The 13,847-nt window shown below is 69.0% G+C and carries 14 protein-coding genes; 10 read left to right on the top strand and 4 right to left on the bottom strand.

Going from position 1 to position 13,847, the window contains the following annotated elements:
• Positions 1 to 229: 229 nt before the first annotated feature.
• Positions 230 to 601 carry a hypothetical protein gene (locus ML01_RS15230; RefSeq protein WP_058556253.1) on the bottom strand — a complete coding sequence of 124 codons (372 nt, stop codon included), beginning with the start codon at positions 599 to 601 and terminating at the stop codon, positions 230 to 232.
• Positions 602 to 936: 335 nt separating this feature from the next.
• Here ML01_RS15230 and ML01_RS15225 point away from each other — a divergent pair, with 335 nt between their 5' ends.
• The 7 genes from ML01_RS15225 (at position 937) to ML01_RS27455 (ending at position 8,083) form a co-directional block, all read left to right on the top strand.
• The gene (locus ML01_RS15225) at positions 937 to 1,602 is read left to right on the top strand and encodes an ankyrin repeat domain-containing protein (protein WP_058556252.1); all 666 of its coding nucleotides are present in this window, start codon (positions 937 to 939) and stop codon (positions 1,600 to 1,602) included.
• A 145-nt stretch (positions 1,603 to 1,747) separates the two neighbouring features.
• Positions 1,748 to 3,637 carry a sodium:proton antiporter gene (locus tag ML01_RS15220; protein WP_082674320.1) on the top strand — a complete coding sequence of 630 codons (1,890 nt, stop codon included), beginning with the start codon at positions 1,748 to 1,750 and terminating at the stop codon, positions 3,635 to 3,637.
• A gap of 198 nt (positions 3,638 to 3,835) precedes the next feature.
• The gene (locus ML01_RS30680; protein WP_254045270.1) at positions 3,836 to 5,053 is read left to right on the top strand and encodes a hypothetical protein; all 1,218 of its coding nucleotides are present in this window, start codon (positions 3,836 to 3,838) and stop codon (positions 5,051 to 5,053) included.
• Positions 5,013 to 5,726, top strand: coding sequence for a DUF3883 domain-containing protein (locus tag ML01_RS30675; RefSeq protein WP_058556249.1), 714 nt, complete (start codon positions 5,013 to 5,015; stop codon positions 5,724 to 5,726). The genes ML01_RS30680 and ML01_RS30675 overlap by 41 nt, the downstream gene beginning before the upstream one ends.
• A gap of 2 nt (positions 5,727 to 5,728) precedes the next feature.
• Positions 5,729 to 6,910, top strand: a complete 1,182-nt coding sequence (locus ML01_RS15205; RefSeq protein WP_058556248.1) for an ATP-binding protein — start codon at positions 5,729 to 5,731, stop codon at positions 6,908 to 6,910.
• Positions 6,907 to 7,896: a ParA family protein gene (locus ML01_RS15200; protein WP_058556247.1), complete on the top strand. Its 990-nt coding sequence runs from the start codon at positions 6,907 to 6,909 to the stop codon at positions 7,894 to 7,896. The genes ML01_RS15205 and ML01_RS15200 overlap by 4 nt, the downstream gene beginning before the upstream one ends.
• A 10-nt stretch (positions 7,897 to 7,906) precedes the next feature.
• Positions 7,907 to 8,083 (top strand): DUF1156 domain-containing protein, encoded by a 177-nt coding sequence (locus ML01_RS27455; RefSeq protein WP_216819194.1) that lies wholly within the window; start codon positions 7,907 to 7,909, stop codon positions 8,081 to 8,083.
• On the opposite strand, the gene ML01_RS15195 is transcribed toward ML01_RS27455, so the two are convergent.
• Positions 8,070 to 9,110, bottom strand: a complete 1,041-nt coding sequence (locus tag ML01_RS15195; RefSeq protein ID WP_058556246.1) for a hypothetical protein — start codon at positions 9,108 to 9,110, stop codon at positions 8,070 to 8,072. The two genes, ML01_RS27455 and ML01_RS15195, sit on opposite strands and share 14 nt — an antisense overlap.
• Before the next feature lie 113 nt (positions 9,111 to 9,223).
• Here ML01_RS15195 and ML01_RS15190 point away from each other — a divergent pair, with 113 nt between their 5' ends.
• Both ML01_RS15190 and ML01_RS15185 read left to right on the top strand, forming a co-directional pair.
• On the top strand, positions 9,224 to 9,403 hold the full coding sequence (locus ML01_RS15190) for a hypothetical protein (RefSeq protein ID WP_162268030.1): 180 nt from the start codon (positions 9,224 to 9,226) through the stop codon (positions 9,401 to 9,403).
• Positions 9,404 to 9,837: 434 nt separating this feature from the next.
• Positions 9,838 to 10,128: a hypothetical protein gene (locus ML01_RS15185; protein WP_058556244.1), complete on the top strand. Its 291-nt coding sequence runs from the start codon at positions 9,838 to 9,840 to the stop codon at positions 10,126 to 10,128.
• On the opposite strand, the gene ML01_RS15180 is transcribed toward ML01_RS15185, so the two are convergent.
• Entirely contained in the window at positions 10,107 to 11,039 is a 933-nt protein-coding gene (locus tag ML01_RS15180; protein ID WP_254045269.1) for a CPBP family intramembrane glutamic endopeptidase, read from the bottom strand. The genes ML01_RS15185 and ML01_RS15180 overlap by 22 nt on opposite strands.
• A 217-nt stretch (positions 11,040 to 11,256) precedes the next feature.
• Here ML01_RS15180 and ML01_RS15175 point away from each other — a divergent pair, with 217 nt between their 5' ends.
• Positions 11,257 to 12,153 (top strand): TOBE domain-containing protein, encoded by an 897-nt coding sequence (locus ML01_RS15175; RefSeq protein WP_058556242.1) that lies wholly within the window; start codon positions 11,257 to 11,259, stop codon positions 12,151 to 12,153.
• A gap of 81 nt (positions 12,154 to 12,234) precedes the next feature.
• On the opposite strand, the gene ML01_RS15170 is transcribed toward ML01_RS15175, so the two are convergent.
• Positions 12,235 to 13,821, bottom strand: coding sequence for a sigma-54 dependent transcriptional regulator (locus ML01_RS15170; RefSeq protein ID WP_082674319.1), 1,587 nt, complete (start codon positions 13,819 to 13,821; stop codon positions 12,235 to 12,237).
• Positions 13,822 to 13,847 lie beyond the last annotated feature (26 nt).

Below are 13,847 nucleotides of genomic sequence, written 5' to 3'. Positions count from 1 at the left end.
ACACCCGCACCCGCACCCGCACTCCGCACCCGCACCCGCACTCCGCACTCCGCACCCGCACCCGCACTCCGCACCCCGTACCCCGTACCCGTACCCCGTACCCCGCACCCCGCACCCCGCACCCCGCACTTCGCACTCCGCACTTCGCACTTCGCACTCCGCACCCCGCACTTCGCACTTCGCACTTCGCACCCCGTACTCCGTACTCCGTACTCCGTACTATTTTTCACTATTCATCCAAGACAATAATCCGCTCCACCTCCGAGACACGGATGCGGCGCCCGTCCAGCGTGCGGATCGTTCGATCGCCGACATCGGTACGCCGGGCCTCGAAGCGCTCGACAGCGCCGGTGATGGGATTGGCGACCTCCACCGTCACGACATCCCGGGCGCGCCCCCAGCCCTTGAGCAGTGCGAGCCCGCTGCCCACGAGCATGATGACGACCACGAGCACCGCGGCGGTCTGGATCAGCCGGTGCCGCGGCGACAAGGAGCGCGTGCCGGCGGCAGCGCCGGCCGGGCTCGCCCCGGCTAGGCGCTCGCGGATCGCATAAACGGCGAGGACGATGATGGCGACGGTGAGGAGCAGCTTGCCGAGCATGACCGGGTGTCCTGGGCTCCCTGACGGCGCAACGTGAGTGAAAATCGGTCTGAGGCTTCGCCGCCCCGGGCCTTGCCGCCGCCGGGCGCGGGCGCTAGGGTGCCGTGCAGGCGCAGCAGCGGCACGGCGGCCGGGACCCTTGTCGCGCTCGCGGTCTTGCGAAATCCGATAACGACAACAACGAAGAGATCTCGACGGTTGCGTTCGCGACCCACCGCGTCAGGAAACGCGGACACCGTGGTTGCGGCGAGACCGACCGCCTTCAGCGCAACACGGTCATTGGCGCCACGCCGCCTCCCGCAAACCAACCGATGCAGTCAGCGATGCAGTCAGCGATGCAGTCAGCGATACGCACCAACCGAAGCCTCAGCACGATACTCGTCTGCTTCCTGCTGCTGCAAGGCTGCGACGCCCCGCCGCGGCCGACGGGAAGCCTGCACCGGGCGGTGCAGAGCGCAGACCTGGTGCAGCTCAAGCGCCATCTGTACTGGGGCACAGACCCGAATCAGCCCGGCCCGGGCGGCGAGCCGCCGCTGCACATCGCCGTCGCCCGCGGCGACGTCGCTATTGCGAAGAAACTGCTCAAGGCCGGCGCCGACCCGAACCGCGCCGGCGCCGACGGGCAGACCGCGTTGCAGGTCGCCCTCGCCCATGGCCGCGTGCCGGCGGCGGAGCTGCTGCTGCGCAGCGGCGCCGACGAGGACCCGCAGGCGCTGCTGCGCCAGCTCGTGGCGCAAGGCGAGCTGGACCGCGACACCCTGGAGCTGCTGCTCGCGCGCGGCGCCACGCTGGACAAGCCCGATGCGGACGGCTGGACACCGCTGCGGCTCGCCATCGGCACCGGCAGCATCAACCTGACCAAGCTCCTGCTGGACCAGGGCGCACCGCTGGCACCCCGCGAGCCCGCGGCGGGCGACGCGGCGGCGGCCCCGTTCGATCCGAGCACCATCGCTGATCCGATCATGGCGCAGTTGTTGCGTCGGTATGGGATTATCGACTGAAGGGCCGAGGGCCGAGGGCTAAGGGCCGAGGAGCGGCCCCGGCAGCCCTTTGGGACTTGGCCCTCGGCCCTTGGCCCTTGGCCCTTTCTGCTCGGCCTCGGAGCCTGAGTAAGAACAGCCAACCTGACCCCGAGCAGGCGTCGCCATGTCCCACTTAACTGAAATCCTCGCGCTGCTGATGGTGCTCGGCATCGCCGCGCAGTGGCTCGCATGGCGCTTTCAACTGCCGGCCATCGTGCTGCTCAGCGCCGTCGGGCTCATGATCGGCCCGGTGCTCGGCATCCTGCGCCCGAGCGAGGTCTTCGGCGACGCCTACCACCCGCTGGTGAAGCTCGCCGTCGCGGCGATCCTGTTCGAGGGCGGGCTGTCGCTGCGCTTCGCGGAGCTGAGGCAGTCGGCGCACGTGGTTTGGCGTCTGACGACCATCGCCGTGGCCCTGTCGCTGACCATCACGGCCTGGGTCGCACACGGCATTGCACCCATCGGCTGGCCGGTGGCGATGGTGTTCGCCGCCATCACGGTGGTCACGGGCCCGACGGTGATCATGCCGCTGCTGCGCCAGGCGCGGCTCAAGCGGCGGCCGGCGTCCTTCCTGAAGTGGGAGGGCATCGTCAACGACCCCACCGGCGCCGTGCTGGTGTTCTTGATCTTCGACTACACCGTCGGCGCCGACGCCGGGCAGGCCGGCGAGACCGCGATGCACCTCGCCACCGGCGCCGGTGTCGCGCTCTTGCTCGGCGGCGTCGGCGGCTGGGCGCTGGGCCGCGCCTTTCTGGCCGGGCTGGTGCCGGAGTACCTGAAGGGCGCCGTGGCGCTGGCGGCGGCGCTCGCGGCCTACGCGCTGTCGAATCTGGTGCTGGAGGAGGCGGGCCTCATCGCCGCGACCGTCATGGGCGTCGTGCTCGGCAACATGAGCCTGCCCAGCATGGGCGAGATCCGCCGCTTCAAGGAATACATCGTCGTGCTGCTGGTGACCGGGCTGTTCCTGCTGCTGACGGCGGACCTGGACCCGCACATCCTGGCCGCGCTGGACTGGCGCAGCGCCGTGCTGATCTTCGCCGTCGTGTTCCTGGTGCGCCCGGCCGTGGTGTGGCTCGCAACCATCGGCGCCGGCATGAGCTGGCAGGAGCGGGTGCTGGTGGGCTGGATCGCGCCGCGCGGCATCGTCGCCGCCGCCGTCGCCGGCGTGTTTGGACCGCTGATGGCCGAGCGTGGCATCCCGGGCGCGGAGCTGCTGCTGCCGCTGGTGTTCATGCTGATCTTCACCACCGTGGTGCTGCACGGGTTCAGCATCGGCCGGGTCGCGCGCCGGCTCGGGCTGAGTGCCGAGCGCCGCGGCGGCCTCATCATCGCCGGCGCCGGGCCCTGGAGCAGCGGACTCGCGCAGAAGCTGCACGAGCTTGAAGTTCCGGTCATCGTCGCCGACAGCGCCTGGCACCGGTTGCGTAAGGCGCGCCAGGCCGGCGTGCCCGTGTACTTTGGCGAGGTCCTGTCCGAGCACGCCGAGCATTCACTGGAGCTCGGCGCCTACAGCAGCCTGCTCGCGGCCGGCACCAACGACGCCTACAACGCGCTGGTCTGCGCCCGCTTCGCCCCGGAGCTCGGGCGGCAGAACGTCTACCAGATTGCCGCCAACGACACGGCCGAGCCCGGACGGCCGTCGCCGGAGCTGCGCGGGCGCACGGCCATGAGCCGCAAGGTCCAGTACGACGACCTCTCACGGCGCTGGTACCAGGGCTGGGGCTTCCGCCGCACCCAGCTCACCGAGGACTTCGACGTCGCCAAGCTCGCGCGCACGCTGCCCGACGACGCGCTGCCGGTGCTCGTGCTCGGCCCGCGCGAGCAGGTGCGGCTGCTGGAGGCGGACAAGCCGCTGCGCGCCGAGCCTGGCGAGATCGTCATCTGGTTCGGGCCGAAGGCAGCAACGACGACAGTGCCCGCGCAGCCGGGCGATGAGCGCTTCGTAGACGAGATCGCGGAGGCGGGCCAGCAGGCGGGGGATCGGGGGGCGGAGAAGCCGAGGCCTCTTGTTTAGGGCCGAGGGCAGAGGGCAGAGGGCAGAGGGCAGAGGGCCAAGGGCCGAGGGCCGAGGGAACCAGCCTCGGCCCTCGGATCCAACTCGCTGGCTCGCCGTTGACGTGGCGTATAACATTCGGGTCTGGCCCGATCCGGATCAGCTCCGTGGATCCGCTCAAGATCGGCTCCATGGACCATCGCACGGACCTCGCCGCCCATGCAGCTCGAACAGCTTCAACCCAGCGCGATGATCCGCGGCATCCTGCCGGATGCCTTGGTCGAGGTCGTGAGCGTGCGCTGGTTCGGCGCCGAGGCCCTGGAGCTGACCTACAAGACCCCCACCGGCAAGCTCGCCAACGAGATCCTCTACCGCGATGACGAGTCCCGCCTGGAACTGGCGGAGCAGGGCCGTCCTTGGAGCTTCGACGGCGACGGCGCGCTGTTCCGTCTGGTCTCGGAGGCGCACCGCATCCGCCTGGCGCACCTGTTCGACCCGCTGCTGGCGGTGCACACGTCCCTCGTCGATCCGCTCCCGCACCAGATCACCGCGGTCTACGAGGCGATGCTGCCGCGCCAGCCGCTGCGCTTTCTGCTGGCCGACGACCCCGGTGCCGGCAAGACCATCATGGCCGGGCTCCTGATCAAGGAGCTAGTGGCACGCGGGGATCTGCAACGCTGCCTCATCGTCTGCCCCGGCAGCCTCGCCGAGCAAGTGGCAGGACGAGCTGTCGCGGCGCTTCGACCTGCCCTTCGACATCCTCGCCAACGACAAGCTCGAGGCCGCACGCACCGGCAACTGGTTCCTCGAAACCCACCTCGCCATCGCCCGGCTGGACAAGCTCTCGCGCAACGACGACATCCAGCGCAAGCTCCAAGCCCCCGACTGCCGTTGGGACCTGGTGGTCTGCGACGAGGCGCACAAGCTCTCGGCCACGGTGTTCGGCAACGAGGTCAAGTACAAGTCGGTTTTGCCCTGACCATCCTGCAACGGCGTCTGGCCTCCTCGCCCGAGGCGATTGATCAGTCGCTGCGCCGTCGGCGCGAGCGTCTGGAAAGCCGCCTGCGCGAGCTGGAAGTGCTGCAGCGCGGCGGCCAGGCCGCGCCCATCCTTGCAGCGTCCCTCCCGGCGCTCGACAGCGACGACGTCGACGACCTGGACGAGGCCCCCGAGAACGAGCTCGCCGCGCTGGAAGAGGCCATCCTCGACCAAGCCACCGCGGCCCGCTCCATCGCCGAGCTGCGCTGCGAGATCGCCACGCTCCAGCACCTCGAAGGCCAAGCGCTCGCCGTCTGCCGGAGCGGCACCGACACCAAGTGGCGCGAGCTGGCCAGCCTGCCGCTGGATACAGCGCGAGCTAGAGCAGCAGGCGCTCGCCTACGCCATCGCCCGGGTCGTGCCGGAGCACCTGGCCGAGGTGACGGCGCACAAGCTTGAGCTCCTCGCCAAGACCGAGGCAGCCGTGAAGGACCGCCTCACCAAGGAGATCACCTATTGGGACCACCGCGCCGAGACGCTGAAGCTGCAAGAGCAGGCCGGCCCACAGGGGAACAGGCCCAACGCCAAGCTTAGCTCGCGTGAGGCCCGCAAGCGCGCCGACCTGCTCCAGGGGCGACTCCGGCAACGGCTGCACGACCTCAAGCTCGAGGCCCAGCTCTCGCCGCTGCCGCTGGGGCTGATCCGCGCCATGACCGGGCAGGACGGAGGCGGCACGCCGACGCATCCGATCGACACCCAAGCCAGCGCGGAGCGCGCCCGCGCCATCGTCATGGACATCGAGCGCGGCCTCGGCTTCGAGCCCATCGACCGCGAGCTCGACAAGCTCGGCTACGACATCGAGAGCCGTGTTCCGGGCACCGGCCGGCTGCGTTTCATCGAGGTGAAAGGCCGCGTCGCCGGCGCCGACACCATCACCGTGACGCGCAACGAGATTCTGTACTCGCTGAACAAGCCGGATGACTTCATCCTCGCCATCGTCGAGTTTCCGGCTGACGACGCCCACAAAGTGCACTGCCTGCGCAGGCCCTTCCAGCGTGAGCCGGACTTCGGCGTCACCAGCGTAAACTACGCCCTCGCCGAGCTGCTGGCGCGAGCCGACACACCGAGCTGAACATGACCGAGCAAGAGCTGTTTGCGTTGATCGCCGATCACGAGGCGGACCGGGTCGAGCTTACCGTCTCAACCACGGATACCGACAAGTTCGCCGAGGCAGTCTGCGCCTTCGCCAATGACCTGCCAAACCACGGCAGGCCCGGCCATCTGATCATCGGCATTCGGGACAACGGCCAGTTTGGCGGCATCCAGGTGACTGACGAGTTGCTGCGCAATCTCGCGGCGCTGCGCGACAACGGCAACATCCAGCCCCTGCCTGCCATCGTCGTCGAAAAGGTGGCCACCGTCCAGGGTGAGGCCGCAGTCGTCACCGTGCAGCCCGCGCTGCTTCCACCCGTGCGCTACAAGGGCCGCATCTGCATCCGCAATGGCCCACGGCGCGGTTACGCCACGGAGCATGAAGAGCGAATACTCATCGAGCGCAGGGTCTCTCATACAAAGACGTTCGATGCCCAACCCTGCCTGGGTAGTCAACTGGCGGATCTCGCACAGCCGCTTTTCCTCATCGACTACCGGCAGCAGGCAGTTGCACCAGAGGTAATCGCGGAAAACAACCGCTCGGTCGAGCACCAGCTCGCCTCCTTGCGCTTCTTCGATCTCTCGTGCGGGTGTCCGACCCATGCCGGCATCCTCCTGTTCGGGCTCGACGTGCGCGCCTGGTTGCCAGGGGCTTACATCCAGTTTCTTCGCGTCGGAGGCGATTCGCTGGATGCCGAGATCCTCAACGACCAGACACTCTACGGCGACTTGCTCACGGTCCTGCGCGAGCTTGATGCCCTGGTTGATGCGCAACTGACCCAATTCCCAGCACCCGATTCGACGCTGCGCGAGCGCAGCGTCGAATCCTATCCGCGAGTCGCCGTCCGCGAGCTACTGATGAACGCGGTCATGCACCGAGATTACGCATCCACCGCACCACTGCGCATCACCTGGCTGGAGGATCGTCTTGAGATCCAGAGCCCGGGCGGACTCTACGGCGAGGCATCGCCCGAGAACTTCCCGCGACAAACCAGCTACCGAAACCCGGTTGTTGCTGAGGCATTGAAGGCACTCGGGTACGTCAATCGCTACGGACGAGGCGTGCTGCGCGCCCAGGCAGCATTGGAGAAGAACGGCAGTCCGCCGGCTGCGTTCCAATTCGATCCCGGCTACGTGCTCGCGACCATTCGGAGGCGCCCATGAAGACGGTCGCCTTCTTCAACAACAAGGGCGGCGTCGGCAAGACAACCCTTGTCTATCACCTGGCCTGGATGCTGGCCGAACGCGGCGAGCAGGTGCTGGCCGTGGACATAGATCCCCAGGCCAACCTGACCGCCATGTTCTTGCCAGAGGAGGACTTGGAATACTTGTGGCCGATGGGTGAGCACCCGAAGACCATCTTCGGCGCCTTGCGACCAATCATTCGTGGTCTGGGCGACGTCAAGACCCCCCATATCGAGATCCTCAATCCACGCATCGGCCTAGTCGTCGGCGACCTTGCCCTCTCGACCTTCGAAGACAAGCTTTCGGACGCCTGGCCGCGCTGCCACAACAGGGACGAATCTGCTTTTCGCACCATGACGGCCTTCTATCGAGGCGTGAAGGCGGCGGCCGCAAGCCATCAGGCGACCTGGGTTCTGATCGACGTCGGCCCCAACCTCGGCGCCATCAATCGGGCTGCGTTGATCGCCAGCCGACATGTCGTAATCCCTCTCGGTCCCGACCTTTTCTCGTTGCAGGGTCTACGCAACCTGGGACCTTCACTGCGCGCCTGGCGGGCAAGCTGGCAGGAACTGGCCGATAAGAATCCCGATGCGGAATTGGTCATGCCCGACGGAAAGATCGAACCGCTGGGTTATGTGGTCATGCAGCACGGTGTGCGCGGCAGCCTGCCTCCGAAAGCCTACCAGCGCTGGATTGATCGCTTTCCGGCGGAGTATCGGCAGGCGGTGCTCGACGAATCCCCAGTTCAGTCTCTCAAGGCGGAGGATGATCCGTACTGCCTAGCCATGCTCAAACACTACCGCAGCCTGATGCCGATGGCGATGGAAGCACGCAAGCCCGTGTTCGCCCTGAAACCCGCAGACGGGGCCATCGGTGCGCACGGCGAGGCAGTGCGCCATGCGTACACGGACTTCCTTGTACTCGGACGGCGCATCGCGGACCGCTGCGGAGCCGTTCTCTCCTGATGGAATATTTGTGAGCCCAAAGAAGAAACTCATTGAGGTCGCCCTGCCGCTTGAGGCGATCAACAAGGCCAGTGCGAAGGAGAAGTCGATCCGCCACGGGCATCCGAGCACGCTGCATCTGTGGTGGGCGCGGCGTAGGCTGTTCAATTCCCCACCGCAAAGCCCCAAAGCGTTCATGCAGTTTTGATGTCTGGCCTCAGAGGCTGTGAAAAAACCGGCAGCCGAAAGAATCCGTCTCCGTAAGTCCCTGATTTATCAATGGCAATTTTCTGAGATGCCGGCGAGAAAAGGGGTTTTTCACAAACTCTCAGGGCACGCCGACGGCGTGCGAGCATCGAAGTCCCGAGCTGCTGCTCGACCCACTGCTCGACATCCAGGGTGCGCACTGATGCCAGCGCATCGTGGATGACCGGGGCGCTCAAGTCCGAAAGGAAGGCCGGAATCAGCAGCACCAGCCGGCCGACCTCCTTGAGCGGACTGCGCGCGGCAAAGCTCTTGTAGTGACCGAAGACCGATTCGATGATGTCGGAGGAGGCCAGCCAGGTCACTCCTTCCGGCAGCTTGGCGGCTTCCCGGTCGACGTGCTCGAGCAGCCGCGCCCGGAAGTCGGCCACCGGGGCCGCGAGCGGCGCGTGCGCGATCAACTCCGCCCGCACCGCCGCCGGTATCGTGCGCGAGAGCCCATGGGTCTTCAGGACGCTCTGCACGGTCTTGGCCACGGCCATCGTCTGCGTCCACTCCGGCAAGTGCTGCCGATACGCCAACACCCAGTCGAAGGCTTCGAGAAAGCGCGCATAGCCCCGATCGGCCAAGCGCCAGAAGGCGTCGTCGAGATCGTCCAACGCCCTGGCGCCGTGCGCGCAGAGCGCCGCGCACAACGCCGCGCGCGTGTCGTAGCGCTGTCCGATCAGGACGCGCAAAGGCGCGACACGGCGCTTGCCCTGCACCGCGCACAGCCGCGCCCAAGCGTCGGCGCTGAACACGCACGCCCGCCCGATGAGGCTGAAATCGCCCCGATCGTGATAGTCGAGCAGGTGCCGCGCCCAACCGACATGGTCGTCGAGGGCCATGTAGCGTGCTTTGGTGCGCTGGCGCGGCGGCAGCAGAAACGCCAGGTCGGTCTGCTGGAAGCGGGGCAAGGTCGTGCCCGCCTGCTGCAGGAACGCATGCCAGGGTGCGTGCGCGCGCCAGTGCGCCTGCAGTTGCGTCGCCACCGCATGGGCGATGTCGTAGGTCTCTACGCAGTGCGGCGCCTGCTGGCGGAACAGCGCGATGCCCTTGCGCAGATCGCCGCCCCTGGTCGCAGACGATCTGCACCGGCATGCCCGTGCGCGCGCTCACCTGTTCCAGCACCGCCGCCACCCGCAGCCCCGTACTGTTCGCCATCACCGCCACGGCCAGCACGGTCATGTCGCTATGGCGGGGCGAATACCCGGTCTCGGGCAACCGACTGGCGGGGATGCCGAGCACCACCAGACATTTCAGCACGCCCAACGCCACCGTGTGATCGATGACGAAAATCCAATCGTCGTGCCGCGGCAGCGCACCCCGCAGCACGCCCAAGCCCAACCGACAGCACCAATTCAGGACCGTGGTCGCAACCGGGACGCCCGGCGGCAGGAAGCCCGCCATCGCGCGCAGGACCGCGCCGACCCCGCGACAACCGAGGCCGACATGCAGATACAACTGCAAGCTGAGCCGCATCACCGCCAGGCAATGGCGGTGGTTGGCGACCCGCGTCGCCACCGGCGTCGCCATGGGGGAGGCTCCTCATCACCGTCTTCACCGCCGGCTGCGGCGCGCGCCGACGCGCCGCCCGCAGCCGCCAACGCCCGCGTTTTCCAGTAGCTACGGCTGTGCTCCAAGTCGCGAATCCGCACCTGCGCGGCACGCAGGCGCTGCTGGCGCTCCAGCGCTTTGTCTTTCCAGCCATCGCGGACGGTGGTCCCGCCTGAGATCAACACACCGCCCGCGGAGACTCCGCCTCCGGCGGCGAAGCCGAAGCGCTTCCACGGCACGGTTCTTCTCGACGCCACCCGCGTCGGGCGCGACGCCGGCCGCATCGCCGAAGAAGTCATCGCGCATCTGGATGGGCTTGTTCATGCCAAGGTGACCGTCAGCATCGAGATCGAGGCCATGCTGCCCGACGGCGCGCCGGATCAGGTGGTGCGCACCGTGACCGAGAATTGCCGGACGCTCAAGTTTACGAGTCAGGGCTTCGAGGCGGAGTAGCGGTGCTCGCCCGGGTCGGCCGTGCCGGCGCCTCGGCGCCAGCCCGAGAGGCCCCAGAACCCCCACGCCAGCACGCCGATCCAGGCCGCGGCGAGCAGCCCGATGACGCCGTCGTAGCCGCCGGTCAGAAACGCAAAGGTCGCGCCGTCGTCGGCGTCGGTGAGCCGACGCGTGAGCTGGATCACGAACACCCAGCCCGCGTGCAGCCCGACGCCCCAGGCGATGTGCCCCGCGCGCTCGCGCACCAGCGCGAGGAACACGCCGACCAGGAACAGCGCGAGCAGCGAGTCCAGGTGCGCAAGGTCCAGGGCGCCGGTGAAGACGCCGGCGAACATCGCCCGGCTGCCGGCCCAGTCGAAGGGCACGCCGGGGGGCAGGTCGTGCGGTTTCAGAAAATGCAGCAGCGCGTACAGCGCCGCGGACCAAACCACCGCCACGCGCAGGCTGCCGTGCCGGCGGATGGCACCGTACAGGGCGCCGCGGAAGAACAGCTCCTCCAGCAAGCCGATCAGCAAGCCGCCGATCAGCGCCGCAATGGCCTTCTCCAGCACGAACCAGGTGAGCCCCGCGGCGGGCAGGTCCGGCAGCCGCACCCCGAGTGCGAGCAGCGCCCAGACCAGCGCCGAGAGGATGGCGACGCCGAGCACCCAGCCGACGGCCACCTCCAGCAGAAAGCGCCGCCGCGAGATACCGAAGCCAAGCGCGGCCCTGTTGTCGAGCCGGAGCAGTCTCAAAAACGGCCAGAGCCCAAGCAGGATGTAGAGCTGCGCGAGCCGACCCATGACCCGCCGCGGCGGCTCGTCGAGGAGGCCCGTCTCCAGCAGCGGCACCGCCGTCAGCGCCGCCAGCGCGAGGCAGCAGAGGAGATACAGGAAGAAGACGGCGGTGACGCGCATGGCTCGGCTCGGCATGGGCGGGTTGCGGCGGGGCGCAAAGCGAACCACGCGCAGGCCCCGGGCGCAAGCCGCCGCCGGGCAAGGTCGCGTCGCAACCAGGTCCGACGGCGTCCGCCGACCCTTTTCCACGGCGGGCGCATGGCTGGAGCCGCGCCGGCCGATCTGCGATGCTGTGCGCCGCGCCCGCGAAGCCTTACCCCCAGCATTCGACCAACGCCAATTCGACCAAGCCATGCCGAAGCAGCACAAGCCGCCGGGTCCGGCCGTCCGCGCCGGCGACCAGCGCACGGCAAACACCGCCGGCGCTCCCGCCGCGCCGCCGCCGCCGGGCAAGAATCCGCTCAACGTGGCGGGCCAGGTCTGGCTCAACGTGCACGAGACGGCCTTCCTGGGCGAGGACCGCATCGCGCTGCTGGAGCAGATCGACGCGCGCGGCTCCATCACGCAGGCCGCGAAGGCCGTCGGCGTCAGTTACAAGGCCGCCTGGGACGCAGTGGACGCCATCAACAATGTCGCCCCCGCCCCGGTGGTCTCCACCGCCACCGGCGGGCGCGGCGGCGGCGGCGCCCGGCTCACGGACGAGGGCCGCCGGCTCATCGCCGCCTACCGCACCATCGCCGCGGAGTACCAGCGCTTTCTCGTCGGCGTCAATGCGGCGCTGGGGGACGCCGGCGCCACGCTCGACCTGCTCCGGCGGCTGTCGCTGCGCACCAGCGCGCGCAATCAGTTTCTCGGCCGGGTCGTCGCGGTGACGGCGCGCCCCGTGGATGCAGAGCTGCAGATCGCGCTCCCGGGCGGCCAGCGCATCGTCGCCGGCATCACCAACGAGAGCGTCGAGGTCCTTGCGCTGCGGCCGGGCCGCAACGTCTGGGCGCTGGTCAAGGCCGTGGCCGTTGCCATCGCGCCGGCGCCACAGGCGGCGGAACCCGGTACCAACGTGCTCTGCGGCCGGGTGCAGCGCATCACGCGCAGCGACGGGCCCGCGGAGGTGGTGGTGGCCCTCGACGGTGGCGTGACGGTGCGCGGCGTCATCGACGCCGCCGAGCTCTCGCCGCTCGGCATCGTCGAGCAGGGACCGGCCTGCGCCCTGTTCCCCACCGCAAGCGTCATCGTCGGCGTCGATGACTGATGGCAGGCATCGTGCTCGGCAGTGCCGACGACGTCTTCATCCGGCGCCGGCAGACTCAGGAAAACGACACCAATCAGCCGCTCAGCCGCTCGGGGCCGGCCCGGGCCGGCGCAGATGGCGCACCTTCGCCCCCGGCACGTCGGCTGCCGCCGCGGCGTCGGGCTCAGGCCGGTCGTGACCCGGCTCCTGCTCGGCGTCGTCGGCGGGCTCCGGCTCGCCGCCGTCGAGCGCGTAGCGGGCGAGCTTGCTGCGCAGCCCCACGCGGGACAGACCAAGCTCCGCCGCGGCGCGGCTCTTGTTGCCGCCGCAGCGGGTGAGGGTCTCGGACAGGATGCCGGCTTCGAGCGCCTCCACCCGCTCGCGCAGCGTCGCGCCGCCGACAGGCAGCGCATCGCTGACGGCGGCGCGGGCCAGCACCTTGGCGCCGATGAGCTGCGGGCCGAGCTCCGGACTGCCGTCGCTCAAGATCACCATGCGTTGGAGCTCGCTGCGCAGCTCCCGGATGTTGCCCGGCCAGTGGTAGCGCGCAAGCAGCCCGAGCGCCTCCGCGCTCAGGCGCTGCAGCGGCGTGCCGAAGGCCGCTGCCGTCTCGCGCAGGAGCCGCTCGGCGATGGGCGCGAGGTCGCCCAAGCGCCGGCGCAGCGGCGGCAGGTGCAGCGTGACGCCGGCGAGCCGGTAGTAGAGGTCGTGGCGGAAGCTGCCGGCGAGCAAGGCCTGCTCCAGGTCCTTGTTGGTCGCGGCGATGACGCGCACGTCCACCTGCCGGCGCTGATCGCTACCGATGGGGCGGATCTCGCCCTCCTGGAGCACGCGCAAGAGCTTCACCTGAAAGGCGGGCGAGACATCGCCGATCTCGTCTAGGAACACGGTGCCGCCGTCCGCCTGCTCGAACAGCCCGATGTGGTCGGCGACGGCGCCGGTGAAGGCGCCCTTGCGATGGCCGAACAGCTCGCTCTCCAGGAGCTGATCCGGCAGCGCGCCGCAGTTCTCGGCGACGAAGGGCATCTGCGCGCGCAGGCTGCTGACGTGCAGCGCGCGGGCGAAGAGCTCCTTGCCGGTGCCGGACTCGCCGGTCAGGAGCACCGGAATGTCGTAGGGGGCCACGCGCGCGACCTGATCGCACAGGGGCTCCAGCGGGCTGTCCGGCCCGCGCACGACGGCATCGAGACACCAACTGCGCTCGCGCCGGTCCCAGGGGTCCGGGGCCAGGCTCGATGTGTGCACGGCGCCGGGGCGGCGCGCGGCGAGCAGGCGCTCGTTGTCGCGCCGCAGTCGCGACAGGCGGCAGGCGTTGGTCACGGTCAGGAGCAGCTTCTGCGGGTGCACGGGCCGGGTCAGGTAGTGATAAAGCCCGCTGCGGGCGATGTCGGCAATGGCCTTGTCCACGTCCTCCGCCGGCGTGACCAGCACCCGCACCAGATCCGGCCAGCGTGCGCGCACGGCCGCGAGCAGCTCCAGCCCGGTCTGATCCGGCAGCCGTTGCTCGGCCACCACCACCTGCACGCCGCCGCCGTCCAACGCCGCCATGGCCGCCGCCGCGGTGGTGGCGCGGCGCAGCGGAAAACCGTGCTCCAGGGCCGCCGCGAGCGATGGGGCCGACGCGACCGGCGGCTCCACGACAAGGACGGTGGAGGGCTTGTGGCTTGCTGGGATCCGCGACGTGGCCATGCTGAAAGGTAACAGCCTCCGTGGCA

Origin of the sequence: Thiohalocapsa sp. ML1, from assembly GCF_001469165.1 — a bacterium.
Taxonomy (GTDB): Bacteria; Pseudomonadota; Gammaproteobacteria; order Chromatiales; family Chromatiaceae; genus Thiohalocapsa.
This window is presented reverse-complemented; position numbering and strand designations above follow the sequence as displayed.

Coding starts and splice junctions, on each gene's coding strand:
- ML01_RS15225 (WP_058556252.1), top strand. CDS start 937: ATGCAGTCAGCGATACGCACCAACCGAAGCCTCAGCACGATACTCGTC.
- ML01_RS15170 (WP_082674319.1), bottom strand. CDS start 13,821: ATGGCCACGTCGCGGATCCCAGCAAGCCACAAGCCCTCCACCGTCCTT.
- ML01_RS15175 (WP_058556242.1), top strand. CDS start 11,257: ATGCCGAAGCAGCACAAGCCGCCGGGTCCGGCCGTCCGCGCCGGCGAC.
- ML01_RS15230 (WP_058556253.1), bottom strand. CDS start 601: ATGCTCGGCAAGCTGCTCCTCACCGTCGCCATCATCGTCCTCGCCGTT.
- ML01_RS15200 (WP_058556247.1), top strand. CDS start 6,907: ATGAAGACGGTCGCCTTCTTCAACAACAAGGGCGGCGTCGGCAAGACA.
- ML01_RS15180 (WP_254045269.1), bottom strand. CDS start 11,039: ATGCCGAGCCGAGCCATGCGCGTCACCGCCGTCTTCTTCCTGTATCTC.
- ML01_RS30680 (WP_254045270.1), top strand. CDS start 3,836: ATGCAGCTCGAACAGCTTCAACCCAGCGCGATGATCCGCGGCATCCTG.
- ML01_RS15220 (WP_082674320.1), top strand. CDS start 1,748: ATGTCCCACTTAACTGAAATCCTCGCGCTGCTGATGGTGCTCGGCATC.
- ML01_RS15205 (WP_058556248.1), top strand. CDS start 5,729: ATGACCGAGCAAGAGCTGTTTGCGTTGATCGCCGATCACGAGGCGGAC.